The sequence below is a fragment of the Catenibacterium sp. CAG:290 genome, from assembly GCF_000437715.1.
In the GTDB taxonomy this organism is placed as follows: Bacteria; Bacillota_I; Bacilli_A; order Erysipelotrichales; family Coprobacillaceae; genus Catenibacterium; species Catenibacterium mitsuoka_A.
In genome coordinates, this window is record NZ_FR898797.1 from 14,848 (window position 1) to 41,157 (window position 26,310).

At 33.0% G+C, this 26,310-nt stretch carries 28 protein-coding genes and 2 riboswitches; of the genes, 9 read left to right on the plus strand and 19 right to left on the minus strand.

What is annotated here, in order from left to right:
• Positions 1 to 120: 120 nt before the first annotated feature.
• On the plus strand, positions 121 to 1,497 hold the full coding sequence (locus QVO42_RS03735) for a PTS Lactose/Cellobiose specific IIB subunit (protein WP_022424837.1): 1,377 nt from the start codon (positions 121 to 123) through the stop codon (positions 1,495 to 1,497).
• Positions 1,498 to 1,574: 77 nt separating this feature from the next.
• On the plus strand, positions 1,575 to 2,042 hold the full coding sequence (locus QVO42_RS03740) for a YbaK/EbsC family protein (RefSeq protein ID WP_022424838.1): 468 nt from the start codon (positions 1,575 to 1,577) through the stop codon (positions 2,040 to 2,042).
• Here QVO42_RS03740 and QVO42_RS03745 read toward each other — a convergent pair.
• Genes QVO42_RS03745 through QVO42_RS03755 form a run of 3 tightly spaced genes read right to left on the minus strand, consistent with a single transcriptional unit; the run spans position 2,013 to position 3,972 of the window.
• The gene (locus QVO42_RS03745) at positions 2,013 to 2,564 is read right to left on the minus strand and encodes an SOS response-associated peptidase (RefSeq protein ID WP_022424839.1); all 552 of its coding nucleotides are present in this window, start codon (positions 2,562 to 2,564) and stop codon (positions 2,013 to 2,015) included. The two genes, QVO42_RS03740 and QVO42_RS03745, sit on opposite strands and share 30 nt — an antisense overlap.
• 29 nt (positions 2,565 to 2,593) lie before the next feature.
• Positions 2,594 to 3,079, minus strand: a complete 486-nt coding sequence (locus tag QVO42_RS03750) for an HD domain-containing protein (RefSeq protein ID WP_022424840.1) — start codon at positions 3,077 to 3,079, stop codon at positions 2,594 to 2,596.
• Between the two features lie 50 nt (positions 3,080 to 3,129).
• Positions 3,130 to 3,972, minus strand: coding sequence for a YitT family protein (locus tag QVO42_RS03755; protein WP_022424841.1), 843 nt, complete (start codon positions 3,970 to 3,972; stop codon positions 3,130 to 3,132).
• Between the two features lie 70 nt (positions 3,973 to 4,042).
• Here QVO42_RS03755 and QVO42_RS03760 point away from each other — a divergent pair, with 70 nt between their 5' ends.
• Entirely contained in the window at positions 4,043 to 4,675 is a 633-nt protein-coding gene (locus tag QVO42_RS03760; protein ID WP_022424842.1) for a Crp/Fnr family transcriptional regulator, read from the plus strand.
• 58 nt (positions 4,676 to 4,733) lie between these two features.
• Complete coding sequence (locus tag QVO42_RS03765; RefSeq protein WP_022424843.1) at positions 4,734 to 5,720, plus strand: asparaginase; 987 nt, start codon at positions 4,734 to 4,736, stop codon at positions 5,718 to 5,720.
• A gap of 22 nt (positions 5,721 to 5,742) precedes the next feature.
• On the opposite strand, the gene QVO42_RS03770 is transcribed toward QVO42_RS03765, so the two are convergent.
• From QVO42_RS03770 to QVO42_RS03800, 7 genes are all read right to left on the minus strand, one after another.
• Positions 5,743 to 7,731, minus strand: coding sequence for an ABC transporter permease (locus tag QVO42_RS03770; protein WP_022424844.1), 1,989 nt, complete (start codon positions 7,729 to 7,731; stop codon positions 5,743 to 5,745).
• 2 nt (positions 7,732 to 7,733) lie between these two features.
• Entirely contained in the window at positions 7,734 to 8,492 is a 759-nt protein-coding gene (locus QVO42_RS03775; protein ID WP_022424845.1) for an ABC transporter ATP-binding protein, read from the minus strand.
• A gap of 103 nt (positions 8,493 to 8,595) precedes the next feature.
• Positions 8,596 to 9,570 (minus strand): sensor histidine kinase, encoded by a 975-nt coding sequence (locus QVO42_RS03780; RefSeq protein WP_022424846.1) that lies wholly within the window; start codon positions 9,568 to 9,570, stop codon positions 8,596 to 8,598.
• On the minus strand, positions 9,554 to 10,240 hold the full coding sequence (locus QVO42_RS03785; protein ID WP_006505582.1) for a response regulator transcription factor: 687 nt from the start codon (positions 10,238 to 10,240) through the stop codon (positions 9,554 to 9,556). Before QVO42_RS03785 ends, QVO42_RS03780 begins: the two co-directional genes overlap by 17 nt.
• Positions 10,241 to 10,290: 50 nt before the next feature.
• A complete protein-coding gene (locus tag QVO42_RS03790; protein WP_006505581.1) occupies positions 10,291 to 10,767 on the minus strand; it encodes a flavodoxin in 477 nt (158 codons plus the stop codon).
• A gap of 9 nt (positions 10,768 to 10,776) precedes the next feature.
• Positions 10,777 to 12,105, minus strand: a complete 1,329-nt coding sequence (locus QVO42_RS03795; protein WP_022424847.1) for an MATE family efflux transporter — start codon at positions 12,103 to 12,105, stop codon at positions 10,777 to 10,779.
• A 115-nt stretch (positions 12,106 to 12,220) separates the two neighbouring features.
• On the minus strand, positions 12,221 to 13,660 hold the full coding sequence (locus tag QVO42_RS03800) for a radical SAM protein (RefSeq protein ID WP_022424848.1): 1,440 nt from the start codon (positions 13,658 to 13,660) through the stop codon (positions 12,221 to 12,223).
• 250 nt (positions 13,661 to 13,910) lie between these two features.
• Between QVO42_RS03800 and ppk1 the strand changes: the two genes are divergently transcribed.
• Genes ppk1 through QVO42_RS03815 form a run of 3 tightly spaced genes read left to right on the plus strand, consistent with a single transcriptional unit; the run spans position 13,911 to position 17,769 of the window.
• A complete protein-coding gene (ppk1, locus tag QVO42_RS03805) occupies positions 13,911 to 15,947 on the plus strand; it encodes a polyphosphate kinase 1 (RefSeq protein WP_022424849.1) in 2,037 nt (678 codons plus the stop codon).
• Positions 15,948 to 15,959: 12 nt separating this feature from the next.
• Positions 15,960 to 17,027, plus strand: coding sequence for a 6-phosphofructokinase (locus QVO42_RS03810; protein ID WP_022424850.1), 1,068 nt, complete (start codon positions 15,960 to 15,962; stop codon positions 17,025 to 17,027).
• Positions 17,028 to 17,079: 52 nt separating this feature from the next.
• Complete coding sequence (locus QVO42_RS03815; RefSeq protein ID WP_022424851.1) at positions 17,080 to 17,769, plus strand: RsiV family protein; 690 nt, start codon at positions 17,080 to 17,082, stop codon at positions 17,767 to 17,769.
• Between the two features lie 7 nt (positions 17,770 to 17,776).
• Here QVO42_RS03815 and QVO42_RS03820 read toward each other — a convergent pair whose 3' ends face one another.
• Genes QVO42_RS03820 through QVO42_RS03840 form a run of 5 tightly spaced genes read right to left on the minus strand, consistent with a single transcriptional unit; the run spans position 17,777 to position 21,197 of the window.
• The gene (locus QVO42_RS03820) at positions 17,777 to 18,283 is read right to left on the minus strand and encodes an NAD(+) diphosphatase (RefSeq protein WP_022424852.1); all 507 of its coding nucleotides are present in this window, start codon (positions 18,281 to 18,283) and stop codon (positions 17,777 to 17,779) included.
• A complete protein-coding gene (locus QVO42_RS03825; RefSeq protein ID WP_022424853.1) occupies positions 18,280 to 19,590 on the minus strand; it encodes a replication-associated recombination protein A in 1,311 nt (436 codons plus the stop codon). Before QVO42_RS03825 ends, QVO42_RS03820 begins: the two co-directional genes overlap by 4 nt.
• A gap of 28 nt (positions 19,591 to 19,618) precedes the next feature.
• Positions 19,619 to 19,798: an A24 family peptidase gene (locus tag QVO42_RS03830; RefSeq protein WP_288163761.1), complete on the minus strand. Its 180-nt coding sequence runs from the start codon at positions 19,796 to 19,798 to the stop codon at positions 19,619 to 19,621.
• Between the two features lies 1 nt (position 19,799).
• Positions 19,800 to 20,303, minus strand: a complete 504-nt coding sequence (locus tag QVO42_RS03835) for a prepilin peptidase (protein ID WP_022424854.1) — start codon at positions 20,301 to 20,303, stop codon at positions 19,800 to 19,802.
• A 9-nt stretch (positions 20,304 to 20,312) separates the two neighbouring features.
• The gene (locus QVO42_RS03840) at positions 20,313 to 21,197 is read right to left on the minus strand and encodes a LysR family transcriptional regulator (protein ID WP_022424855.1); all 885 of its coding nucleotides are present in this window, start codon (positions 21,195 to 21,197) and stop codon (positions 20,313 to 20,315) included.
• A 110-nt stretch (positions 21,198 to 21,307) separates the two neighbouring features.
• On the opposite strand from QVO42_RS03840, the gene QVO42_RS03845 reads away from it, so the two are divergent.
• Positions 21,308 to 21,997 (plus strand): YoaK family protein, encoded by a 690-nt coding sequence (locus QVO42_RS03845; RefSeq protein ID WP_022424856.1) that lies wholly within the window; start codon positions 21,308 to 21,310, stop codon positions 21,995 to 21,997.
• Positions 21,998 to 22,039: 42 nt separating this feature from the next.
• Here QVO42_RS03845 and QVO42_RS03850 read toward each other — a convergent pair whose 3' ends face one another.
• Positions 22,040 to 22,567 carry a hypothetical protein gene (locus QVO42_RS03850; protein WP_288163765.1) on the minus strand — a complete coding sequence of 176 codons (528 nt, stop codon included), beginning with the start codon at positions 22,565 to 22,567 and terminating at the stop codon, positions 22,040 to 22,042.
• A 34-nt stretch (positions 22,568 to 22,601) separates the two neighbouring features.
• Complete coding sequence (locus QVO42_RS03855) at positions 22,602 to 23,087, minus strand: SWIM zinc finger family protein (protein WP_022424858.1); 486 nt, start codon at positions 23,085 to 23,087, stop codon at positions 22,602 to 22,604.
• A gap of 291 nt (positions 23,088 to 23,378) precedes the next feature.
• Between QVO42_RS03855 and QVO42_RS03860 the strand changes: the two genes are divergently transcribed.
• Entirely contained in the window at positions 23,379 to 24,143 is a 765-nt protein-coding gene (locus QVO42_RS03860; protein ID WP_022424859.1) for a helix-turn-helix transcriptional regulator, read from the plus strand.
• Here QVO42_RS03860 and QVO42_RS03865 read toward each other — a convergent pair.
• Both QVO42_RS03865 and QVO42_RS03870 read right to left on the minus strand, forming a co-directional pair.
• Entirely contained in the window at positions 24,131 to 25,462 is a 1,332-nt protein-coding gene (locus tag QVO42_RS03865) for an MATE family efflux transporter (RefSeq protein WP_022424860.1), read from the minus strand. The genes QVO42_RS03860 and QVO42_RS03865 overlap by 13 nt on opposite strands.
• A 56-nt stretch (positions 25,463 to 25,518) precedes the next feature.
• The gene (locus tag QVO42_RS03870; RefSeq protein ID WP_022424861.1) at positions 25,519 to 26,055 is read right to left on the minus strand and encodes a GDSL-type esterase/lipase family protein; all 537 of its coding nucleotides are present in this window, start codon (positions 26,053 to 26,055) and stop codon (positions 25,519 to 25,521) included.
• 102 nt (positions 26,056 to 26,157) lie between these two features.
• Positions 26,158 to 26,234, plus strand: a riboswitch (glycine riboswitch).
• A riboswitch (glycine riboswitch) is annotated at positions 26,235 to 26,303 on the plus strand.
• Positions 26,304 to 26,310: the final 7 nt, after the last annotated feature.

The following is a 26,310-nucleotide window of genomic DNA, read 5'->3' on the forward strand; positions in this document are numbered from 1 at the left end:
TTTCTAATTCTGATTATCTTTTCAAAACTATTTTGACAAGAATCCATCATCTTTTTTCAATATATTAAAAAATATCTCATTGGTGTATTGTTTTGATATACTATTGTTGAGGTGATTATCATGGATGAATTTTTAAGAGATATACATACATTATTATTCAAGGAATGGATTCTCATTCAGTCTATCGAGGGCTGTGATATTAAAGAAGAAAGTAAAAAAGTTATTCTTACAACTCCTTATTGTCATGCCGAAGTAGTATTTAATGACCATAACCTGATTGAATTATCAGTCACAAATCTTGTCACTGATAAAATAGACTTCTATCTTCATTTTCAAATGCATACTATGAGTCATGCCATTTCTTTATATGAAGAAATGCTTCAATGTGTTAAACAATTGATCAATGAACCTCCTATTCGTGTTCTTTTAACATGTACAAGCGGTCTCACAACAGGTATGTTTGCCGCACAACTCAATGAAGCAACTACACTTTTATCTAAGAATTATGAATTTGATGCAATTGCTTATCATGAACTCTATGATATTGCGAAGAATTATGATGTGATTCTTGTGGCACCACAGGTGAGTTCTAAAAAGACAAAACTAGAAACATGCTTTAAAAAGAAGACAGTACTGACTATTCCTTCTACAATATTCGCAAAATATGATGCAGGCGCATTATTAGAATTCTTAGATGAACATTTATCGTCTCGTCGTCATCCAGCCACAGCTCGTTTGCCTGTCATTAGTCGTCCAGTGCCTCACCAGACAAAGATTTTAACCATCGCAACAGTACGCACAAGTCATCGCACAAGAATGATTTATCGTGTTTTTGACCCAAACAACAAAACACTATTAGATAATGAAGTCGTTAAGTTTGATTTTCAAGTGAATGACCTCTTTGATATCCTTGATACAGTATTACTCTTTCATCCAGATATTCCTATTATTGGAATTAGTCTTCCGGGAATCATTCGAGATGGTTATATGGACTTTCATAAACAAAGAATCAATGTCTTAGGACCACTTAATAAACGTTATCCAAATAAACGTTTCTATTTATTTAATGATGTCAATACCCTTGTATCTGGTTATTATATTTCACAGAATAAATACCAGACAATCTCATTTCTTTATCAGCCATCCATGGGGAGTCCTTGTGGTATAGGTTCTGTTTTTAAAGGACAATTAATAGAAGGAGCGCATAAGATAGCAGGAGAAGCCAAATATCTGCCATTTAACAAAGAACAATTTCAAAAGACACCAGAGGAACAATTAAAATTCCTTGCCTACCAGGCTGCTGCAGTCATTTCTATCTATGATCCTGAAATATTGATCGTATCATGTAAATACACTAACAAGCATGAGTTAAAAGAATTATTAAAGAAATACTTTCCAGAAGAATATCTTCCTAATATTCACTTTATTGAACATTTCAAGGAATATGGATTGTTAGGTGCTTTGATTCTTTCTATTCAAGAAGAAAATAAAGGCTGAGTTTATTGAAAAGCTCAGCTTTTATGATATAATCCTTATAAACATATCTAGTTAGTATGTTGATAGGAGGAGTTATTATGTCTTTAAGTTCTGTTAGAAATTATTTCAAACAATATAATATGGATACACATATTGTAGAGTTTCCTGTATCAAGTGCGACTGTGGAACTTGCAGCACAAGCTATTGGCTGTAAGGAACAGGAAATTGCGAAAACAATGTCTTTTCATGTCGGAGATGAAGTCATTGTGATTGTAATGGCCGGAGATGCAAGAATCGACAATAAGAAATATAAATCATTCTTTCATAAAAAAGCTAAAATGCTTCATGGGGATGAAGTAGAATCTTTAACTGGTCATCCAGTAGGTGGTGTTTGTCCTTTTGGGTTAAAGGAAGGTATTAAAGTTTATCTTGATGAGTCTCTAGAACGTTTCGATCATGTTTATCCAGCATGTGGCAGTCCTAATAGCGCTATTAAGCTCACTATTCCAGAATTAGAAAAATACGCCCATCAGGAATCATGGATTGATGTCACTGATATCATCTAATGAGATTTGTTTATGAGAACCAAGGACTTCTAAAGCGTCTTTGGTTTTTTTGTATACTCTTCCTTCATCAAGCCATAAATCTATATCTTCAAATGAAACAATGACAGGCATTCTTGAATGAATTCCTGACATGATGTCTTCTGCTTCTTTTGTAAGTATTGTGAAATAGTCATCATGATAGATGCCTGCAAGATAAAGAATATGATTATTAGTAAAGCGATATTGCGCATGTGCTCTATCCCATTCATAGAAACCACTGATTGGAATAATACATCTTCTTTTTACTGCATCTTCTTTAAACATCTTCTTTTCTAATACTGTTTCTATGCGTGCATTAAAGACACGTTTTTGATTTAATGGATAACCCCATGTCTTATAGTCTCCATAATGACCCTTCAAAATAATAAAGCCTTCTTCTCCCGGATGAATATCTCCATAAGGAAATGTATGTCCATCAGGAATAATGACCCATCTTGTTAAATCATATTTTAATTGTTCATCTAGATAGTAACGTCCACACATAATAACCCTCCAAAAAAGTCATAGAAAAACTATGACTTAAACATTGTATCTAATATATGCTTACCTGTTTCTGTTTCAAAAAAACTCTCTTTGGCATGCTGAATAGATTCTATAGAAACACTATCTTCAAATGCGTTAACTAAAAAATCTGCTTCTAACAAGATACGATAATCTATTCCATCTACATCAGTATATGTATGATGATGGGCAATCAAGAAACATATTCTTTCTATATCATCTTCTTTAAATCCTAAAGAAGCACATATTTCTCTTGCTGGTGCAGGACCTTCCTGTTCCTGCAGTTTTCCATTTTGAAAGCCATATTTCTCTTCTGATACACGTATTCCAATATCATGTAAAATACTGGCTGCTTCTAATACAAAGAGTGTATGTGCATCTAATCCTTCTTTTTCACCAATTAATTTAGAGAAGCTATGTACCTTTATAAAATGCTGGATACGCTTAGGATCTCCACAGTCAAATTCAATCATCTTCATCATTAATTCTTCTAACATATTCATCACCTGCATCTATTGTAGCACAAAAAGAAAAAGACCCGTAGGTCTTAACGTGATAATGTATAGCCTTTTCCAATGACTGAATGAACATCACTCACAAAAACAAAGGAAGTAGGATCTATTTCTACAGAGATTTTCTTAATTGTCGCAATCTTTTTATACTGTGTGACCACAAGTATCACCTGCATATCTTCTCTTAAATAACCTGTTTCCGCTTTTAATAAAGTGAGACCAACATCAATTTCTTTATAAATACGTTCTCTGATTTTTTCATATTCATGACTCATAATCATGATTTCACATTGTGATTGACCATATGCCAATACTTTATTGACTGTTATAGTACAGATCATAATCGCAAGAATACCGTATACATTCTTCATAAAGGGATTAGATGCCACCTGAATCAAAATAACTGTAATATCACATATATTCATAACGATAGAAACAGGGACTTTGAAATACTTCTGTAAAATCACACCAATAATATCAAAACCACCAGAAGAACCATCACCTAAAAGTACAAGTCCTACCCCTGCCCCAATGAGGACACCTGCAAGAATAGCACTCATTAAAGGATCAGAACTCATTTCAGCTAAGAAATTATATTTCTGACATAGATCTAACCCAAATGGGAAGATAATGCTGACAATCAATGTCTTGAAAATGAATTCTTTACCAATAAATATATAACCTAATATAAATAATATCGCATTACAAATTAATACAAGAATTGAGACTGGTAATGGAATCATCTTACTTAAAATAACACATAAACCTGTGACGCCTCCTGCAGCGAAAGATTGTGGTAATACAATCATCCCAAGTGCTATATCAGTCAAAGCGACACCAACCAAGATTTTTACCATTGATAATACTTTTTCCTTCATTTTCATCACCCTCAACTATTATAATAGAAAAAAGAGACAAGACAGTAGCCTAGGCTACAATGGAGGACATATGAATATCATTATTCCAGAAAACTATTTTTATTTATTTGAATCAGTAGGTGAACGTTGTGTATTGCCTTCAAAGACAGTTATCTTTTATGAGAGTGATGATGCAAATGATATCTATCTTTTAATCAAAGGACGTGTACGTGCTTATTTAAGCAGTTCACAGGGAAAACAAATTACCTTGGAGGTATTAAAGAAAGGACGTATTTTTGGTGATGGTTCTTTTTTAAACCATTCTGTACGTAAAGCGAATATGGCCACGATTACTGATGTAGAATTCATCCGTTGTCATATTACTGATTTGATGCCTATATTACAGAAAAATAATGATCTCATGATCCTTATGCTTCAGCATCTGACTTCTACATGCAACTATTTGACACATACAATTGAAAGATTAGTGAACTATAATAGTACACAAAAGGTGGCTGACTTTCTTCTTATTGAAACAGATAACGGAAAGAAATCCATTCCTTATACACACGAAGATATTGCAGGATGTTTAGATATGAATAGAGTGACTGTATCACGTATTATGAAGAAATTGAAAGAAGAAAATGCTGTTGAGTATGAGTATGGGATTGTTTCTGTAACAGATTCTAAAACATTGAAGCATATTCTAGAACACCCTGAATAGAGATTATTGCATTCAAGTTTTGTTTAAAATATAATTATTGACGAGGTGTAAATAAACTATGAAAAAGAAAAAAATTGCGATTATTGCGACAGGTGGTACGATTGCAGGAAGTGGCGCTGCAGGTAAAACAACAAATTATGAAGCAGGTACTATTTCTGTAGATGAAGTATTGGATTCTATTCCAGATATAAGAGATCGTGTTGAGATTGTTTTAGATAATCTCTTTTCTGTTGATTCTAATGAAATTGATGATCAAAGATGGTTGATTTTAACTGAACATATTAATAAACTTGCAGATCAGCAGGATATTGATGGAATTGTCGTTACTCATGGAACTGATACAATGGAAGAAACATCTTACTTCTTAAACTTAACAGTCAATACATTAAAACCTGTTGTTTTAACAGGTGCAATGCGTCCTGCAACTGCAACAAGTGCCGATGGACCATTTAACTTATTCCAGGCCATTATGCTTGCAAGTCATAGTGAAGCTTGGGGTCGTGGTGTAATGTGCTTATTTTCAAGTACTATTTTCTCCGGTAGAGATATCCAGAAGATCAGTAACTATAAGATTGATGCCTTTGACCAGAGAGCTTTCGCCAATCTTGGTTATATGAAGGATGATGAAGTCTATTTCTCTTCTCAGCCATTAAAGAGACATACAACTTATTCAATCTTTTCACGTAAACCAATCAAAGATTTAGCTCATGTCGCAATTGCCGACTACTATGTAGGTGCGTCTCCTGATATTCTTGATTTCCTTGCACAAAATAATGAAGGTATTGTAATTGTCGGAACAGGGAGCGGAAACTATTCTAAGGAATGGCGTCAACGTATTGAAGAATTATCTGATCAGGGTATTATCTTTGTACGTGCGAGCCGTGTAACGAACAGTATTATCTTCCAGGATGATTATTTTGATCCTAAACATGTATGTCTAGGAGCTAATAATCTATCCCCTTATAAAGCACGTATTCTATTAATGCTTTCTCTCACAATCACAAAAGATAAAAAAGCAATCAACGATTACTTCTTAAACTACTAAAAAAAGGCTCGAAAGCCTTTTTTTATTTTCTTACAATTTTATAATATGTACGACTTGTACAGAAATAAACAATAGTATAAAGAATAGCAAGTACTATCACTGAGACAACAGTACATGCAATAAATGTCTGAGGAGCATTAAGAATCATTACCTTAAACATCTTTAAGAGCATCTTATAAGCCACGGACATATGAATAACTGCCACTACAAGAGGAAGGAAGAAGAAAATCAATACCTGTGAAGATATAGCCTGTCTAACTTCTTTTTTACTCAATCCTACGTTCTGTAGTATTTCATATCTTTTCTGATCTTCATAGCCTTCAGATAACTGCTTATAATACATAATCAATACGGCTGCCATCATAAAGAGTACACCTAGAAAGATTCCTAAGAATAATAATGAACCATACATCTGACTAAATAGCTGGTAGTTATCATAGCGAGTCATATTAGAATAACTGATTTCACCATCATTCTTTTCACTGACTTTCAAAGTGAAATTCTTTGTTGTTTTACGCATGACTTTTTCAGCCTTTGAATTGAAATAACCACCTTTATAATCCACTAATATTTCATAAGAATAAGAAGGGGAAGAATGATGTTCAAATGTAAGTGCCTGTTTTAAAGCTGCATCATCCTTGAATACAAATGTGATACTATCAGAATCTATATTCGAAATATCATCCTTCACAAACCAAGGATCATTCTTAACCATCTTTAATGAATACAATTGATTATTCAACATCATTGAATCATGATTAAAATGATAATTAGAATTATAAAGTACTTCATGATCGTTTAAAGTGACATGATGATTATAAATACGATTGTAATCAGCTAATGTCATACCTAGGATAGTGAGTAATTTATTATTACCACCTTCTCCTGGCGCAGTAAAGACTGTTCCATTTTGAGAAGCCCATACTTGACAATACTTTAAAGAAGCCATTCGAGAAATACCGATATTTTTAGAAGCAAGAGATGTTTTAATGTCCTTTTCAAGGTTGATGATTTCTTCATCCATATTCACCTTTTCCATATTCCCTACTTTATAACTATAGTCAGCACGAACACTTTTTTTCAGAGTATCAAAAACGCCACTATAAAGAGTATATGTAGAAGAAATCATGACAAGAATACATGTACATAAAATACAGATACTTGCAAGTCCCACTGCATTCTGCTTCATACGATACATCATCTGAGACACACTGATGAAATGATTTGTCTGATAGTAATACTTCTTATTCTTCTTTAATAGTTTTAAAATCACAATAGATCCTGCAGTAAAGAGTGCATATGTTCCAATAATGACAAGTACAACTGCCACAAAGAATAAGACAAGGGCAGTGATTGGATCTTTAATCGACAAGGCAATTGTATAACCAGCACCTAGTGTAATAACACCCATTAAAGTCATCAACCACTTTGTCTTTGGTTCCTTTTCTCCAACCTGTCCACCCTTTAATAACTGGATTGGATTAGAGAAACGAATAGAAGCTGCATTGATCATAAATGAGACAAAGAAAATAACACTAAAGAGAAGAGTTGTGATCAAAATCGCATTCATATCAATACTAAATACAATCGATGTATGAATAGCCAGTATCTTCACTAAAATAAGCATCATCAGCTTACTAAATAAAACACCTGTTAATACACCAAACCCTAAAGAAATCAAATAAACAATCAATGTTTCAATAAAGATGATCAACATCACATGACGCTTTTCCATTCCTAATATATTATAGAGTCCAAGTTCCTTCTTACGATTCTTCATGAGGAAGCTATTTATATATAATAGGAATATGACTGAGAATATAATCACAACATACACGCCAAGACTCATCATCATGGCTGCTGATTCACTGTCTTTTCTTAGGCCATTATCTCCACCTAAGAACTTCACACAATAAAACATCATAACTGTAAAGATACTTGTAATAAGATATGGAAAATAGATTTTTCCATTCTTTTTAATATTTGTCAGAGCAAGTTTTAAATAAAACATAATTACTTACCTCCTGTCTGGAGTAGTGTAAGTGTATCACTGATTGCCTGATACATTTCTTCGTTTGTCTTATCTCTTTTATAGATCTGATGATAGACCTGTCCATCACGTATAAATAAGACACGTTTCGCAAAGCTGGCTGCTTTGGTACTATGAGTAACCATCACAATGGTCTGTCCTTCTTCATTGACATGATCAAAGATATTCAATAAATCATCTGTAGATTTAGAATCCAAAGCACCTGTTGGTTCATCAGCTAAGATAATCTGAGGATGAGTAATTAAAGCTCTTGCAACAGCAGCTCTTTGTTTCTGTCCTCCTGATACTTCATAAGGGTATTTATCCAGTAGTGATTCAATACCTAGCTGTGGTGCTAAGTGATTCAATTTAGTTTCCATCACATCATAGTTTTCTTTAGACAAAACTAAAGGTAAAAAGATATTATCACGTAAAGAGAATGTATCTAATAAGTTGAAATCCTGAAATACAAATCCAAGATTCTTTCTTCTAAACTGTGAAATATGCTTTTCACTGATTTTAGTAATATCTTCTCCATTAAGTAATACTTCTCCACTTGTTGGTGTATCTAGAGATGCTAGGATATTTAAAAGTGTTGTCTTACCACTTCCTGATTCACCCATAATCGCTACATATTCTCCTTCTTCTACTGAAAAAGAGACATTAGTCAGAGCAGTGACCTGCTGAGATGAAAAACGTGTTGTATAGACTTTTTTTAAGTTTTTAACTTCTAATAATGACATATATGTTTTCCTCCTTCGTTACAACTATAGTTTAATTATTTTGAAACATATCTGCCATTGATTCACCTTACAGAATAAGTCTCTAATCTTACAATTTTGTAAGTTACTCTACGATAAGAGGTTTTTTCTCAAAACAAATGGAAACAGTTGTTCCTTGGTTGATTATAGATTCTATATGAATAGGATAACCCAAAGTATCACATATATTCTTAACAAGATATAAGCCTAATCCACTCGCCTTCTTATCAATACGTCCATTTGTACCGGTAAAGCCTTTTTCAAAGACACGAGGCAAGTCCTCTTTCTTGATACCAATTCCTGTATCTTCTATATATAATGTATATCCCTTCATATAAATGCGAATAGAACCTTCTTTAGTATACTTCAAGGCATTAGATAAAACCTGTTCAATAATAAAAGAAGTCCACTTCTCATCCGTAACTATTTCTTCGTCTAGCTCTTCTAGTTGAAGAGAAATCTTCTTATGAATAAAGAATAAGGATTGTTTCTTGACAACTCCATTTACTATATCCCCTATTTTATAATGGCCAATTTTTAAATCCTGATTCATATGTCCCATCTTGACATAGTACATCATCATATCCACATACTGTTCAATACGTAATATCTGCATAGAAAGTAGTCTCGGAGATAAATCACCTGATTGGATAAGTAATCTTAGTCCTGCAATCGGTGTCTTGATTTGATGAACCCAGAGTGTCATATAATCAGATAATTCATGATAGCTTGTATCCTTCTGATTATTAAGGACAATATTAGCCTGGATAATCTTTTCTATAAGAGAATAATAAGAGTCTTCTAAAGCATTCTCTGGAGTCGGAATATTTTCTAAATAAATATGATTTAGATGCAAGGCATACTTAAGTGCTTTGATCTTGTTGTTATATTTGTAATAGTCATAACCAAAATAAACAATCACAAAAAATAGACATAGACAGGTAGGATAATAAAGTAATGAAATAGAAACATCGCATAATAAGAGAATGAGATCAAATAAGAAGATCATGACTAAATAGACAAGATAGAAACGATAATGATCTTTAATGTATGTCTTCATAATATAACTGATACCCTATCCCTTTCTTTGTATGAATAAGCTGTGGTAAAGAAAAAGCATCTAATTTCTTTCTTAAGCGATTAATATTTACACTTAATGTATTATCATCTACAAAAGCTTCACTTTGCCAGAGAGCTTCCATGATTGTATCTCTAGAGACAATCTGTCCGGCATGTTCAAATAATATCTGCATGATCTTAAGTTCTGTTTTAGTGAGTTCTATAGAGTCTTCATGATAGCTAATGACACCTTTTAATAAATCTAAAGTGAGTGATTGATAGTTTAAGACATTCTGTGTTTTATTAAATGAATAAGTACGTCTAAGTATTGCCTGTAACTTAGCTGTGAGTACTGTTAAGTCAAAAGGCTTATTAATAAAATCATCTGCCCCCATATTCATTGCCATAACGATATTCATATTCTCACTTGTAGAAGAAATAAAGATAATAGGCACTTCTGATTCTTTTCTTATTTCCTGACACCAGTAATAACCATTATAGTAAGGCAGTGAGATATCTAATAATATAAGTAATGGTTCATAGTTTCTAAAGTCTTCTAAGACATTTTCAAAATCATTGACTACAAACACATCATAATTCCACTTTTCTAGATGTTTTTTTATAGAAGAAGCAATAATTTCATCATCTTCTACAATCATTATTTTCTGCATGTATAACCACCTCTAGTTTATTATACACAAAAAAGAGACAAAGTGTCTCTTTATAGTTGTTTGATCCATTCTTCAATTGTATCAAGAGAAGTAATAAGAGTATCTCCTCCATTGGAATCAAATTGAACTTCTATTGATGTAGGAATAATAGAATCCTTTAATTCTTTTTTCATATCCTTAATAACTTTTCCTGGCCATCCTCCATGAGTCATGAAAGGAATAACAGTTTTCCCTTTAAAATCGTGCATATGAATAAATGTCTTCATCGCCGGAGCCATTGTATACCACCATGTAGGTGTTCCTAGAAAAATACGATCATAGCCTTCAATAGAGATTTCTTTAATAGGTGGTTCATAGCCTTTCTTTACTTCTTTAAGGCCTAAATCTACCACTTCATCATAATCATCACTATAAGGTTGAATTGTTTCTATTACCTTTAGATCAGCCCCAGTTTTCTTTTGAATCATTTTTGCTATATGTATTGTATTACCATGAGAATAACTGAATACAACAATTAAATCTTTCATAAAGTCCTCCTAAATAACACTAAATTGTGTCCACTTATCTGATTTATAACGTAAATGGAATATAATAGCACGCATTGACCAGTCAGCACACATTGCTAAGGCAATACCAATCACACCTAGATTGAATGTGATACCAAATATAATAGAAAGTATTCCTCTTGCGACGACTGTACTCGAGATTGATACAATCATTGTATATTTAACATCCCCAGTAGCACGTAATCCATTAGAGAGTGGTCCAGAGAATGGGAACGCAATCGTATTAAAAATATTATGAATAATAACCAAAACAAAGACTAGATGCTTAGTTTCTGATGATAATTGATAATATTGTAGGAATAGTGGAGTAATGAGAAGAATGAATACATTCCATATAATAGAGAAGATAACTGTGATCTTCATCAGCTTCTTAAAGTAATAATGTGCATTATCTATATCCTTTGCTCCCATGCACTGTCCTATGACTGTAATAAAGACGGGTCCCATTGCAACACCCACTAGGGCTGCAAGTGACCAGATACTTTGGGCCACACCATTGGCTGCAATCTGATAAGTTCCAAATAAAGCAACAACTGAACTCAAGGCTACTTTAACTAACTGAAAGATTCCTTGTTCAATTCCATTAGGAACCGCAATATTCAATACTCTTTTCAACATCTTAGCATCAAATACAAGTATATGCTTCTTTTCATAATAAGTAGTCAGTGTCTTATTGAAGCATAAGAATGTGATCACTACTGCAGAAAAAACTCTAGCAATCAGTGAAGGATAAGCAACACCTGCGACACCAGCATGTAAAACAAAGACACCGATGCAGTTTCCAATACAGTTAATAATATTAGATGCAATAGAAATATACATAGTTGTAGATGTTTTAGCCATAGAGCGATATAATGCAGCACCTGCATTATAAATAGCGAGAGCTGGATAAGAATAAGCTGATATCCTTAAATAAGTGATACAAGCCTGCATGACAGAATTCTCTACACGACCAAATAAGAGTCTTAAAAGTGATTCATTGAAAATCAAGACAAGTATCATCAATATAAATGAGAAGACAATAGAAAACATCAATAACTGTCCTGAAGCACGGTTAGTGGCTTCTTGTTCTTTACGTCCAATATATTGGCTGATCACAACTGCCCCACCCGATGCAAGAGCTGTAAACAAATAGATAAAGATTGTATTAAATGAGTTTACAAGTGAAACCCCTGATACCGCACTTTCTCCCACAAAGCTTACAATAAAAGTATCAACAATACCTACTAACATAACTAATAATTGTTCAAAGAACAATGGGATGATCATGTTTTTTAAATCCTTGTTTGTGAATGTCATAATTTACCTCCATGACACCATTCTAAATAACAAAGAAATAAAAGTAAAATACCAATATTGGAGGGCATTATAACTTTATTGCATACTAAAAGGCAGTATTTCTACTGCCCCATAGTTATTCTTCGTTATGTAAGCCTAATTCTTCCATTCTCTTAGGTGCATAGTTTTCATACTTAGGATGTGGATGCTTATGATCCATCCAATATTTTTCTGCAATAGGCGCCCATTCTTTTGCATAGTCTTCACACTTATCACATAAGTGGTCTGCTGTTTCAGGAGATTCCATATTTGTATCATGCGCACCTGTACGTTTCACCATTTCTCTTAATAATGATGGGTTTTCTAACATTGGACAAGGTCTTAAATGGTTTTCATTAAATGGCTGTCCTTCATGATAAGCCATGAATAAAGGTGATTGCAACATTTCAAGAATTGAGTTTTCATGAATATTAGTATTTGAATAATGAATAAATACACATGGTTCAGCATCACCATTAGAGTTGATATGGAAGTAGTTTCTACCACCGGCAATACATCCACCAACATATTCACCATCATTTTGGAAATCCATTGGATAGAAGTTAATATCACATTTATCTGAACGGATATATCTAATACGATCAATCATATATTTTCTTTGTTCCATTGTAGGAAGTAAGTCAGTAACTGCGTTGTTTCCTACTGGCATATAGTGGAAGTAGAAACCAAAACGAGCCCCTTTATCAGTAATCATCTTAAAGAATTTATCACTTGTGACTGCTTCTACATTATATTTTGTATAGCAGATAGATGTACCAAAGACAATACCATATTTCTTTAAGAGATCCATAGCCTTCATAACGGCTTCAAAATGACCTGCACCACGTCTTGCATCATTTGTTTCTGGAGTACCTTCAATTGATAATAAGAATGTAATATTACCAAGTCTAACAAGTTCTTTACAGAACGCATCATCAATAAGAGTAGAATTAGAGAAGATTGCGAATTCTACATCATTATGCTTTTCAGCTAATTTAATGATTTCTTTCTTCTTTACAAGTGGTTCACCACCAGTTAATAAGTAAAGATAGACACCTAATTCTTTACCTTGTGTGACAATCTTATCCATATCTTCAAAAGATAAGTTACTCTTATGTCCATAAGTACCGCTCCAGCATCCTTCACAATGCATATTGCAGGCACTTGTTGGATCAAAAAGAATCAACCAAGGAATATTACAGTTGTATTTCTTTCTGTTTTCACGGATTGTTTTTGTACCTCTAAAGAATGCTTCATAGCCAAGATTCAAAGCTGTCTTCTTGATGAATTCTGGATTTGCATCATCAATCACACTATTAATGTAATTCACCCATTTGTTGTTTGGATCCTGTACAGCCTTTCTCGCAGCATCATAGCTTTCTTTACTAAGCCCTTTACCATAGAACTTTTCAGCCAAGTCAATGAGCTTCAAATATTCTCCTGTACGGTCTTTATCCAACCCCTTCACAATATGATCAATTGCAACCTCCATTGCTTTTCTTTCAGCTGCATGTGATACTTTATCTAATGTATTCATAATCAACATCCTCTCTCTTTCACTAATCCTCATTTTAGAATGTTACTGATAAAAGTCAATAAAACTGACCAATGTTCATTTAGGCATTTTTAGGAAAATGTCCAAAAATTGCTTTATATTCTTACAAAATATATGAAATGAACAAATTTTACACTATCTTTACAGAAATTTTATTTGAACTAAATCCCACTATTATTAGTATAATGCTAGAATTAACGCTATAATGAGTATATAGACGGGAGGATTAATTATGAATATATATAAAGATAACCGAGAATTATCTTGGTTAAAGTTTAATGACCGTGTTCTTATGCAGGCCAAAGATGAAAACGTGCCGTTAGGTGAGCGTCTGACTTTTATTTCAATTTTCCAAACGAACCTAGATGAATTCTTTAGAGTACGTATGGGATTCTTATTTGATCAGGCTTTGTTTTATCCTGCTTTAAAAGAAAATAAGACAAATATGACATCATCTGAACAGATTAAAGCCTGTGAAAGAAAGGTGAAATATTTATATAAGAAGAGAGATAAGATCTATGCATCAAATCTTGAAAAGATGAAAGAATATGGTGTAGAGATTGTAGGTTATGATGATATTAAAGATAAAGAAGATAAAAAATTTCTCGAACATTATTTCACCCAGGAAATGCTTCCACTTGTATCACCACAAGTTGTTTCTAAAAGACAGCCATTTCCTTTCCTTAATAATGGTGAACTCTACATTGTGACACAATTAGAAAGTAAAAAGGGTAAAAGAAAGATGGGTATTGTTTCATGCTCTGCCGCTTTTGATGAAAGATTAATTGCTTTGCCTAGTAAGCCTGGTAAATTTATTTTGGCAGAAGAAATTGTGAAAAAAAATCTTCCTATGATTTTTCATGGACAAACAGTAAAGAATGCTTCTATAATTCGTATTATAAGAAGTGCTGATATTGAAGAGGATGATTATTCTTTACAGGAACATGAAGATTATCGTGAAATGATGGAAACTCTTATTAAACAAAGAAGAAAGCTTGCACCTTTAAGAATGGAGATGTCTCCAGGTCTAGAAGAGATTGAAGTAGATATGTTGAAACATTTCTTAGATCTTTCTAGTGGTCAGGTCTTTGAAGTTGAGAGTCCATTAGAGTTCTCATTTGTATTCACTTTACAGGATTATTTGAAGTCAAGACATCCAGAATTATTCTATAAGAGACTTGAAGCACGTAATTCACCTCTTGTAGAAAATACTGTACCAATGATTAAACAGGTATTAAAGCATGATATATTACTTTCTTATCCATTTGAATCTATGGCACCATTCTTAAGATTCTTAGATGAAACAAGTCGTGATCCACAAGTAATCAGTATTAAGATGACTCTTTATCGTGTGGCTAAGAATTCTAAGGTTGTTAAGAGTTTGATTCGTGCTGCAGAAAATGGTAAGGATGTGACAGTTCTAGTAGAACTTCGTGCACGTTTTGATGAAGAAAACAATATTGCCTGGTCTAAACAGTTAGAGAGTGCTGGATGTCATGTTATTTATGGTTTAAGTGAATTAAAGGTACACTCTAAATTATGTCTTGTCACTTATCGTACTGATGAAGGTATCAAGTATTTGACTCAGATTGGTACTGGCAACTATAACGAAAAGACTTCTAAACTTTATACAGATTTCTGTTTAATGACTTCAGAACATGCTTTTGGTGAAGAAGCCAATGAACTCTTTACTCATTTATGTTTAGGTGAAACAGATCATAATGCGAATATATTATTAGTTGCACCACATTGTATGATTTCAAAAATCTTTGAAAAGATTGATGAACAAATTAAACTTGCAAAGGCTGGTAAACCTGCTTATGTAGGATTTAAATGTAATGCAGTGACAAGTAAGAAAATGATTGAAAAGCTTGTAGAAGCAAGTCAGGCTGGTGTTAAGATTCAATTAATCGTTAGAGGTATCTGTTGTATTATTCCTGGTATAAAGGGTTATACAGAAAATATTCAAGTTATATCTATTGTTGGACGTTATTTGGAACATTCTCGTATTTATATCTTTGGTGATAAGGATCCTGAAGTTTATATTTCTTCTGCAGACTTAATGACACGTAACTTAGAAAGACGTGTAGAAGTGGGTGCACCAATTCATGATCCTCGTATTAAGAAGACTATTCTTAATATGTTTGATATTATGCTTCATGATAATGTGAAAGCATCACGTTTATTAAATGATGGTACATATAAACGTGTAAAGAATAAACAAGAGAAGATCAATAGTCAGGAATACTTCTTTAAGAAAAAAGTATAAGGGAGGTATAATATGCGCGTTGGTATTTTAACAAGCGGAGGAGACTGTCAAGCCCTTAATGCTACTATGCGTGGGTTGGCTTTAACTCTTTATAGAAATGTGAAAGATGTTGAAATCATTGGCTTCATCGATGGTTATAAAGGATTGATGTATGAAAAATACAAAAAAATGAAGCCTAAAGATTTTTATGATATTCTAAACGTAGGTGGTTCAATTCTTGGAAATTCAAGATGTCCTTTCAAACGTATGCGTATTATTGAAAATGGTTTTGATAAAGTCAAAGCAATGAAAAATACTTATAAGAAACTTGAATTGGACTGCTTAGTTGTACTAGGTGGTAATGGTTCTATTAAAAGTGCTAATATGTTATCACAGGAAGGACTAAATGTAATTGCATTACCTAAGACTATTGATAACGATGCCTGGGGTACAGATTATACATTTGGTTATTCTTCTGCCACAGCCATTGCGACACGTTACTTAGATGAAATCAAGACAACAGCCGCAAGTCATAGCCGTGTCTTTGTGATTGAAGTTATGGGTCATAAGGTAGGACATATCTGTTTATCTGCCGGTATTGCAGCAGGCGCTGATGTCATCCTCTTACCTGAGATTCCATATGATATTAAAGTTGTTGCGAAAAAGGTTAAAGAAACATTAAAGAATGAAAAGAATTATGCGATTATTGCCTGTGCAGAAGGGGCTATTTCTGAAGCCGATGCCTTAATGAAGCGAAAAGACTATAAAGCAAAAGTACTTGCAAGAAATGGTCGTTCTGTAGCTTATGAAGTAGCTGATGAATTAAGTCAGGAAATTGATGCTGAGATTCGTGTATCATGTATTGGTCATGCACAGCGTGGTGGTAATCCTAATAGTTATGATCGTGAAATCTCTACACGTTTTGGTGTAGAAGGTGCAAGACTCATCATTAAGAAACATTATGGTGAATATGTTGTATTACAAGGAAATCATGTTACACATATTCCATTAGAAGCTACTGCAGGAAAATTAAAATATGTAGATACTGAAGGAGAAATCGTACAAAGCGCAAAGCTTGTGGGAATCTCATTTGGTGAGTAAAACTGTTCGTCATGAACAGTTTTTTTGTGTATAATGTGAGTTAGGTGATACTATGCATAAACTAACATTTTGGAAAAAGATAGGACTTTCTTTTATTGTCCTTGTAGCTATACTTATACTGATCAATCATCAACTCAATAAAGATACCAATACACCAAATAGACTCACTCTGTCCAACCTATTTACTGTAGATGTCAATAAGTCCCATGTCCCATGGATTACAACTGCAGATAATAATAAACAGGAAGCGCTTGATGTAGTAAATCAAAAGATGGCATCTACTATTAAGAATTTTATTTCAAAAGAGGAAAAAAACGGAAGTTATTATTCTATTAATCATGAGATTGTCTATAATACAGACCAGTTATTTACTCTTAAATTAGAGCTAAATAAAGCACATGCAGATAGTTACACAAAGAACGTTTATTATACAATCAACAAATCCACAGGAAAGAGTATCCCTCTTTCTGCTTATTTTAAGAATAGTGACTATAAAGAAGTAATTTCTAAAGAGATACTTAAACAAATGAAAGCAGAAATGAAAAAAGACACCAATAAAGTATATTGGTGTCAAAAGAATGATAATCCTCGTTTTAAAGGTATTTCGAAGAATCAAAGCTACTATATTAATAAACAAGGTGAACTTGTCATTTGCTTTGATCAATTTGAAGTAGCACCTGGTTATATGGGAAACCCTACATTCACAATTAAAAATGACTTACTAGACGACTACTTCAAATAGTCGTCTTTTATCTTGTGAAAACAAGATTGTGTTCTCTCTTATAGAGATATCTTCTCAGTAATTCCTGAGCTAAAGAATCAGGCTTAATGATATTTATTGCATCTTTTAGATCATACCATTTTGCATAATCTATTTCTTCATTGCAGTGGAATGATTCATCTTCTACGACAACGATATAGTTGTTAATATATGTATTAGTGCGTGCATAGTATTCATTGTCGTTGAATTCATAAGAAGAAATAGTAAGACCTGTTTCTTCTTTGACTTCTCTAAAAAGAGCCTGCTTCGCATTTTCTCCTTTTGTGACATATCCAGCTATTAAGATATTATCCTTACGTCCATACTGTTGAATGAGAAGGATTTTATCTTTTTTGGGATTAAGTACCAAGGCACTGACTGCACTATTAAACATTGGGAATCTAAATTCCTGACAGTTTGGACAATAAGGTACCATACCATCTATTCCATTTTCTTTTTCTATTAATTCATGACCACATTTTATGCAATAACTCATTGATTTTCTTTTCTCCATTTCTTGATTTCATCTAATCTATTCTTATATTGTTTCTCTGCACCTTGAGTACCTGGAAGATAGTATTCCCTGTCTTTTAATGAATCGGGTAGACATTGCATATTTGTAATCTTCTCTTTTGTATCATGAGCATATTGATAGCCTTCCCCATAATGTAGTTCCTTCATAAGCTTTGTAGGTGCATTACGAATAACTAATGGCACAGGTTCAGATAATTCTTTTAAGGCATCTTTTTTAGCTGTTTCATAGGCAACATATAAAGAGTTGGATTTAGGTGCCATGGACATATAAACAACAGCCTGCGTTAATATAACTGAACATTCAGGCATACCAATATAATGACAGCTTGTATAAGCATCATTCGCAATAGATAAAGCACGAGGATCTGCTAAACCAATATCTTCACTCGCAAAACGAATCACTCTTCTTGCGACATAAATAGGATCTTCTCCTGCCTCCAACATTCTAGCAAGCCAATATATAGCTGCATCTGGATCTGAATTACGCATAGATTTATGTAAGGCACTAATGAGATTATAATGTTCCTCACCCTTCTTATCATATAAAAGAGATTTCTTTTGTGTACATTGTTCAATGATGGTCTTAGAAACATGTATGATTCCGTCTTTCTCATCACTATTATTAATAACCATTTCTAAAGTAGATAACGCATTTCTTGCATCACCATTACTAAAAGATGCAATAAGGTGTAAACAATCATCAGATATATCAATATTTAAATTTCCAAATCCCTTTGGACTAGAAATGGCATGTTTGAGTAATGAAACAATATCCTCTTCTTCAAGTGCATTGAGGACAAATACTTTACAACGTGATAAAAGGGCTCCATTGATTTCAAATGATGGATTTTCCGTTGTGGCACCTATAAGTATAATGCTTCCTTTTTCTACAAAAGGCAAAAAAGCATCTTGCTGGGATTTATTGAAACGATGTATTTCATCCACAAATAAAATTGTCTTTTCACCAAAGACACGATTATTTTCTGCCTGTTTCATCACTTCTCTTATTTCTTTAATACCACTTGTCACAGCAGAGAAATCAATAAAAGAAGAATGTGTATGTGAAGCAATTATTCTTGCGAGTGTTGTTTTACCAACTCCTGGTGGTCCCCAGAAGATCATTGAAGAAATAGAATCTGTTTCTATGAGTCTTCTAAGTATTTTCCCTTTTCCTACAAGATGAGTCTGCCCAACAAATTCATCTAAATTATCAGGTCTTAGTCTTGATGGAAGAGGTTCATTAAATGTTTCTTCAAAAAGTGACGCCATAAGAACACCTCCTATGACAAAAATAGTATTACAGGATGAAGAAACTGTCAAACAAAGATATGGTTAACCATCCTATCGCAATAAAAGGACCAAAAGGAATCATCTTCTTTTGTTTTATAAAAGAGAAGATGATTCCTAAGAAACAGGCAATGGATAAGATACTTAATGTTTGATATATACCTAAAGAAAGACTACAGACACCTAACATCTTAATATCTCCCCCCTCCAAGTCCTTCTTTTCCACTTATTTTATAAAATAGATAAACAAATAGTATAAGAAATAATAGGAGAACGAGAGATTCTTTGATATATATCATCTTAAAGCTAGTTAACAAGCTAATAAGAAGATATACATCAGGTATTTCATAGAGATGTAAGTCTATTATAGAAATAATATAAAAGCATGTAAGAGATGCGATATGAGATAAATAAAGAATACTTACTCCATCATGAATATAAAATAAGACAAATAAAAAGCCTGCTATTAGTTCATGAACAAGCAGACTCTTATTGAGTTTATGATGACAATAACGACATTGTCCTTTAAGTAATATATAAGATAAGACTGGAATTAAATCTAATACATGTAATGTATGTCCACAATAATCACAATGACTTCTTCCAAGTATTGATTCGTGAGTCATATAACGATGTGACATACAAGATATAAAACTGCCAAAACAAGTACCTATCATAAATATAACTAGTGGCATGGTTCCTCCTTAACGATGTGTAAGTGATTCAATCAGTTTACTAGAAGCAATGCTTTGTGATTTATTAGGATCCTTCACTAAGCAGACCTTACGATGTGGTAATGATTGAAACAACGGGATTTCATAGACTTCTCCTTTATCTAAGTATGGCTGAGCTAGTTTTCTAGGATAGAATGCTATACCTAAATTATGAACAATAAGAGGGATAATCTGATCAGTTGTAGAGACTTCAATATCAGGATGGAAAGAAACACCATTATCTAAGAAATATTGATTATAGAAGTTTCTTGTCCCTGTCTGACTTGTAAGCGAAACAAAAGGTGTATCCTTGAATTCATCTAAAGAATGACGTTTTAATGAGAGTTCCTTATACTTCTTCCCACAAATGAGAATATCTTCAAAATGATCAAGTACTAAGACCTGTAATAAATGTGGTAAGTCTATTGGTGTTGTCACAACAGAGAAGTCACATAAATCATTTCTTAATGATTCTAATGCTTCTGGTGTAGTATGGTTAGTGATACGCAGGCGTACATGTGGATATTGTTCGTGGAAACGTTCTAGATGGTCTAGAAGGAATATACGTAATGCATTCTCACTGACACCTAAAGTAATTAAACCACTATTTAATTCTTTTTCTTTCTGTAATTCACTTTCTCCTAGTCTTAAATGTTCCTGAGCAATGGCAACATGTTCAAATAAGTTTTCTCCCTCAGGTGTTAATTTAACACCTCTATTAGAACGAATAAAAAGTTTACAGCCTAGTTCACTTTCTAAGTTATTGATATAACGGGTGATATTAGGCTGGTTGTTTCTTAACATCTCTGCTGCCTTTGTGAAGCTCTGGTATTGTGCTACATAATAAAATATCCTGTAATAATCATAGTTTGCCATAAGTTTCCTCCCATATAATAATCATATCATCAGTATATCAAAAATACTTTTTACATATTTCTGTTCATTCAGTATAATGCATTTGATTTAAATTTACAACGGAGTATGTTATGAAAGACAAACTTATTCAATGGTTTTTACGTGAAAGACAGATGTCTGAAGCTTTTATAAATAGTATCTTCCTTGCCATGTCTGGTGGCTTTCAGGATGCTTATACTTATTTTGCACGTGGTGGTGTTTATTCTAATGCCCAGACAGGGAACGTCGTATTATTAAGTAATCATATCATGAGTGGAGAATGGATGATTGCCTTAAAGTATTTGTTACCTTTAATCGCCTTTGCATTAGGAATATTTATTGCGGACATTGTGCATGCTCGCTTTAAATATGCACAAAAGATGCATTGGAGACAGGGAATACTTGTATTAGAAATAGTGATTCTATTCTTTGTCGGACTCATTCCCCATCACTTAGATAGTCTTGCGACTATTCTTGTCTCATTCTCTTGTGCACTACAAGTACAAACATTTAGAAAAGTAAGTGGTTATTCTTATGCTTCTACAATGTGTATTGGAAATATTCGTAATGGCACAAGTGCTTTAGCTGATTATACAGAAACACATAATAAAGCATCACTTAGACGTGCATTCTATTATTATGGAATTATTTTCTTTTTTGGACTTGGTGCAGGATTTGGTGGTTTATTTTCCCAAGGAAAGTCTATTCATGTTATCTGGGTATCAAGCTTATTATTAATCATCAGTTTCTTTATCATGGGATTAGAAAAACTAAGAGAGTAGAGAGATTATATCTCCCTACTCTTTTTATACGCTTAAAACGCCTTATTTTCTCAATTGATTTAAAGAAATAAACTGCACTCCTCCCGGAATTTCTTCTATTTCTTCGAGATAATGAGTGATATCCTGTTTACCTACAAGAGGCTTAAGTTCTTCTAGATACTTATTTAATAGTTGTTCAGGATAATTCAATAAATCATGATAATACTCTTCTAGAATATACAAGCCAGGTGTTTGAATGACAAGATTCAATAACTGATCATACATACCTTCTTCTAAGTAAATCTTATCAAGTCTTGCACGAGGTGGAAGATTATTAAGAAGATCGTCTCTTAATGGAATCCATTCCTCTTTTGTATATTGTCTTTTTAATTCACGATAGAAATCTATCTGTCCATCTTCTCTTACTAGTGTCCATAAAATATCTAAATAAGATTCTCTATCATTATCTTTTAAGTATAAATCCTTCAAATAAGATTGATACATCTTTTTAATAGAAGGCTTATCTGTCTTCAATGATTTCACAAATGAAATAGCTTCTTTAATATCAAGTGTACTATAGTAATCAATCAAAGATTTAGATACGACCTTATCTTCCAAATAATTTTTAAATGTATGAATAAGTATATATATATATATCCATATAATCATTCATACATTTTACAATATAACTACGAGCTGATTTAACATTAGGATGATTTCTAAAAGCCTCTTCCACACTTTCTTTGATTTCTACTTTCTTTTCTACCTGCGGTAGTTGATCTAGATATTCTGGATGATCTTTTAATATTTTCTTTAATAGTTGTTTAGCCTGCTTCTCACTTAATGCATCAATAATTGTATGTTCATCATAAACAGGATGACTGTCTAAATAATACAAAACAGCAGCCATATGCTTACAATGTGCTCCCTCTTTAGCATATGGACAATCACAGAACATATCATTATCATCTATTTTTACATGATAATCCTCTGTCCCATGAACAGTGGCATAGATTACTTCTCCTACTTTACGTACATGATCCACTGCCCCTTCCTGGGCATATTCATAACCTCTTTCTAATATTAAATCATCAAATAATTCTTCTTTCATCCTATCAGCTCCTCGAACAAAATTATAACATATTCTTAACATTCTACACAAACATATCATCATCGTATATTTTGCAGAACTATAATCCATTCTTATTATCTTTTTATATCATTATTGTATATTTAGAAGTCTATTTTTATGAAATGTCACCGTTTACATTCATTGAGTACATCAACTTCACTTGATAATCATTGCATTTTCTTTCTTTTATATCATTATCGTATATTTTTGTTGATTAATATCTATTTTATACTTATAATAATATCACTATCGTTTATAAGGAGTTTTATCATGTTTCCTATCCATACCCAGCATATTGAAAATACAGAAAATGATATGATTTATCATGATCACGATTCTTTAGAGTTCATTTATTGTCTTCATGGAGAAGTATCCTATTTAATTAATGGAGATTTAATTACTATTCATAAAGGCGAAGCCTTTATGATTAATACTCATATTATTCATGCAAGACTTTCTTCTACAGCTCATTTAATGACTGTCTCTATCGAAAGAGAAACTTTTAGTATGCATGAATCACTTTTAAGTTATTTTGATTCATTCTTTAATCATAATCATGCCCCTTATATAGTTATTCATGATCATACAATTCATGCACTCATCACTAAGTTATATGGTTTACTTAATATTCCAGAAATGAATCCCTTTTTAATTCTCTCTTCTGCATCAGAGCTTGTCCATTTAGCTAGTACAATTCTTCCAGAAAGTAAACCACTAGACGATTATGATAAGATGTTAGAAATGATTCATTATTTGAGAGATCATCTTTCTCAAAAGATCACCATCCAGGATATGGCAGATGCGGTTTCTATTTGTCGTTCAAGATGCTGTAGTATTTTTTCTCAATATCTTCATACTTCTCCTATAGTTTATTTGAATGAACTGCGTTTAGTGCATAGTACTGAATTATTATCTAAAGATTATTCTATTGTATCTATTTCAAAAATGTGTGGCTTTAGTCGTCCTAGCTATTTTAATACACAGTTTAAAAAGAGGTATCATATGACACCTCTTGAATATCGTCATTCTTCTTGAATCTTTTTAAAACAATAACTAAAAGTGAATACACAATAGAGTGCTGCAACAATCCAGGCTGTCTGATCAGCACAGCATATTGCGGTATAACCAGCAATTGGTACAAATACCAATGATACAAAACATCTTGCAATCATTTCAATGACACCAGAGAATATTGCAAGTCCGGAATAACCAATCCCCTGAGTTGTCTGGCGACATACATTGAGAATTGAAAGAACCCAATAGAAATATCCCATATAGGTAATATATTTTGCGGATGCATCAAGGACTGCACTATATTTTGATGAAATAAACAACATTGAGAAAATTCTACCAAATAGAATCAATAAGACTCCTACAATCACGCCATAGATAATACCTACAACAACAGTTTGTATGACACCTTTTTTGATACGATCATATTTCTTTGCACCATAGTTCTGACTTGCGAAAGTTGAAGCTGCTGTGGCTAATGCATCAAATGGACAGATGGCAAGCTGTTTGATTTTAGCCGCTGCCGCAAAGGCAGACATATAAGTGGCGCCTAAAGAGTTATTGGCTCCCTGCATGACCATAGAGCCAATCGCAGTAATAGAGTACTGTAATCCCATTGGAAGTCCCATCCCAAGTAAATTCTTAACGATGGATGACTTTATTACTTTGTTTTCTTTTTCTATATGTAATACTGTGAAACGTTTCTTAATGAGTATAAGACATAAGATGCCACTGATACCTTGTGACACAATAGTCGCAAGAGCTGCCCCTGCGACATCAAGTTTTAAAATAATAATACAAAATAAATCTAACACAATATTGAGACAAGCAGAAAAAGCCAGAAATAAGAATGGTGTACGGCTATCCCCGACTGCACGTAATATACTTGAACATAGATTATAGAGTAATGTACATGGTAATCCTATAAATATAATTAATAAATATATATAAGAACGTGATGCAATCTCAGCTGGTATCTGTAATATATGAATAATTGTCATACATAATAAACAGCATCCTACAGTTAACAAAGCACCAATAATAATAGTCAATACAATGCTATGATAAATAAAATCACGCATCTTAGATAAGTTATTGCCACCAAATGACTGGGCAATAGGTATACCAAAACCACAGCATATACCAATACAAAATCCCAATACTAAAAATTGTACACTAGTAGTAGAGCCTACTGCCGCAAGTGCATTGGCGCCCAGTGTCTGACCTACTATTGCAGTATCCACAATATTATAAGTCTGCTGGAATATGTTTCCCAATAATAAAGGCAATGCGAACATCATAATGAGTTTTAATGGATGTCCTTCTGTCATATTCTTTGTCATATCTTAATCCCCCCCAGTGTTAAAGTATAGCATTTTTGAGTATACAAAAAAATCCATTATACGGATTTCTTTATATAGTCTACAATTGTTTTTCCTAACTGTTCATGTCCCTTTTTTGTAAGATGAATACCATCAAATGCAAGTTCACTTACTACTTCTTCTACATCAATAAAATCTGCATGAAAGCTATCTGCAAGTACTTTTAACTTCTTATTGAGTTCTTTACTTCTTTGATATCTTTCTTCATCATTACGTAGATAAGGTGGTGCAAGAAGTAATATATGTTCGGCTTTAGACAAAGCACGTCTTAACATCACATGAAGACCTACTGTAATATGTTCTACCGATTCTAAATGGTCTACATTATTTGTCCCTAGCATAATAACTAATAATCCAATAGGTGCATATTGACGCAAAGTAACATCATATAAGAATTGTCTAGGTTCCGCAAGTCTTCCATTGAGTCCTGCATTGACGACAAAATCATCCTTATAATTCGCTCTTACTATATCCACCCAGCATGTTTCATAACGTCCCCCATCAAGAGGGTTAAATCCATAAGTATTAGAATCCCCATAACATACAATATTCATAAATTTATTCCCCTTTTTTCTTATTATACAAAAGCTTTTAAAATAAAAAAACATTGAATTTATAATAATCTCTGTTTATAATGTTTTCTTGTAAAAGAACGGATGATAGTAGCGAAAGAGATTCTTTGTAAGAACACCGAAGGATGGAAGATTTCAGGTAAAAGGATCGCTATTGGACGAATCACTGGAGAGACTCATAATGAGCACCGAAGGAGTAACACTCTCAGGTAAAAGGACAGTGACTTATACTTTTCA

Bases quoted from the DNA above. Each gene is read 5' to 3' on its own strand.
- QVO42_RS03780 (WP_022424846.1), bottom strand. From the start codon at position 9,570: ATGAAGACATACATTAAAGATCATTATCGTTTCTATCTTGTCTATTTA.
- QVO42_RS03785 (WP_006505582.1), bottom strand. From the start codon at position 10,240: ATGCAGAAAATAATGATTGTAGAAGATGATGAAATTATTGCTTCTTCT.
- QVO42_RS03810 (WP_022424850.1), top strand. From the start codon at position 15,960: ATGCGCGTTGGTATTTTAACAAGCGGAGGAGACTGTCAAGCCCTTAAT.
- QVO42_RS03820 (WP_022424852.1), bottom strand. From the start codon at position 18,283: ATGAGTTATTGCATAAAATGTGGTCATGAATTAATAGAAAAAGAAAAT.
- QVO42_RS03835 (WP_022424854.1), bottom strand. From the start codon at position 20,303: ATGCCACTAGTTATATTTATGATAGGTACTTGTTTTGGCAGTTTTATA.
- QVO42_RS03830 (WP_288163761.1), bottom strand. From the start codon at position 19,798: ATGTTAGGTGTCTGTAGTCTTTCTTTAGGTATATATCAAACATTAAGT.
- QVO42_RS03795 (WP_022424847.1), bottom strand. From the start codon at position 12,105: ATGACATTCACAAACAAGGATTTAAAAAACATGATCATCCCATTGTTC.
- QVO42_RS03840 (WP_022424855.1), bottom strand. From the start codon at position 21,197: ATGGCAAACTATGATTATTACAGGATATTTTATTATGTAGCACAATAC.
- QVO42_RS03760 (WP_022424842.1), top strand. From the start codon at position 4,043: ATGAATATCATTATTCCAGAAAACTATTTTTATTTATTTGAATCAGTA.
- QVO42_RS03750 (WP_022424840.1), bottom strand. From the start codon at position 3,079: ATGTTAGAAGAATTAATGATGAAGATGATTGAATTTGACTGTGGAGAT.
- QVO42_RS03770 (WP_022424844.1), bottom strand. From the start codon at position 7,731: ATGTTTTATTTAAAACTTGCTCTGACAAATATTAAAAAGAATGGAAAA.
- QVO42_RS03790 (WP_006505581.1), bottom strand. From the start codon at position 10,767: ATGAAAGATTTAATTGTTGTATTCAGTTATTCTCATGGTAATACAATA.
- QVO42_RS03745 (WP_022424839.1), bottom strand. From the start codon at position 2,564: ATGTGTGGACGTTACTATCTAGATGAACAATTAAAATATGATTTAACA.
- QVO42_RS03855 (WP_022424858.1), bottom strand. From the start codon at position 23,087: ATGAAAGAAGAATTATTTGATGATTTAATATTAGAAAGAGGTTATGAA.
- QVO42_RS03775 (WP_022424845.1), bottom strand. From the start codon at position 8,492: ATGTCATTATTAGAAGTTAAAAACTTAAAAAAAGTCTATACAACACGT.
- QVO42_RS03845 (WP_022424856.1), top strand. From the start codon at position 21,308: ATGAAAGACAAACTTATTCAATGGTTTTTACGTGAAAGACAGATGTCT.
- QVO42_RS03800 (WP_022424848.1), bottom strand. From the start codon at position 13,660: ATGAATACATTAGATAAAGTATCACATGCAGCTGAAAGAAAAGCAATG.
- QVO42_RS03825 (WP_022424853.1), bottom strand. From the start codon at position 19,590: ATGGCGTCACTTTTTGAAGAAACATTTAATGAACCTCTTCCATCAAGA.
- QVO42_RS03860 (WP_022424859.1), top strand. From the start codon at position 23,379: ATGTTTCCTATCCATACCCAGCATATTGAAAATACAGAAAATGATATG.
- QVO42_RS03765 (WP_022424843.1), top strand. From the start codon at position 4,734: ATGAAAAAGAAAAAAATTGCGATTATTGCGACAGGTGGTACGATTGCA.
- QVO42_RS03755 (WP_022424841.1), bottom strand. From the start codon at position 3,972: ATGAAGGAAAAAGTATTATCAATGGTAAAAATCTTGGTTGGTGTCGCT.
- ppk1 (WP_022424849.1), top strand. From the start codon at position 13,911: ATGAATATATATAAAGATAACCGAGAATTATCTTGGTTAAAGTTTAAT.
- QVO42_RS03870 (WP_022424861.1), bottom strand. From the start codon at position 26,055: ATGAATATTGTATGTTATGGGGATTCTAATACTTATGGATTTAACCCT.
- QVO42_RS03740 (WP_022424838.1), top strand. From the start codon at position 1,575: ATGTCTTTAAGTTCTGTTAGAAATTATTTCAAACAATATAATATGGAT.
- QVO42_RS03865 (WP_022424860.1), bottom strand. From the start codon at position 25,462: ATGACAAAGAATATGACAGAAGGACATCCATTAAAACTCATTATGATG.
- QVO42_RS03735 (WP_022424837.1), top strand. From the start codon at position 121: ATGGATGAATTTTTAAGAGATATACATACATTATTATTCAAGGAATGG.
- QVO42_RS03815 (WP_022424851.1), top strand. From the start codon at position 17,080: ATGCATAAACTAACATTTTGGAAAAAGATAGGACTTTCTTTTATTGTC.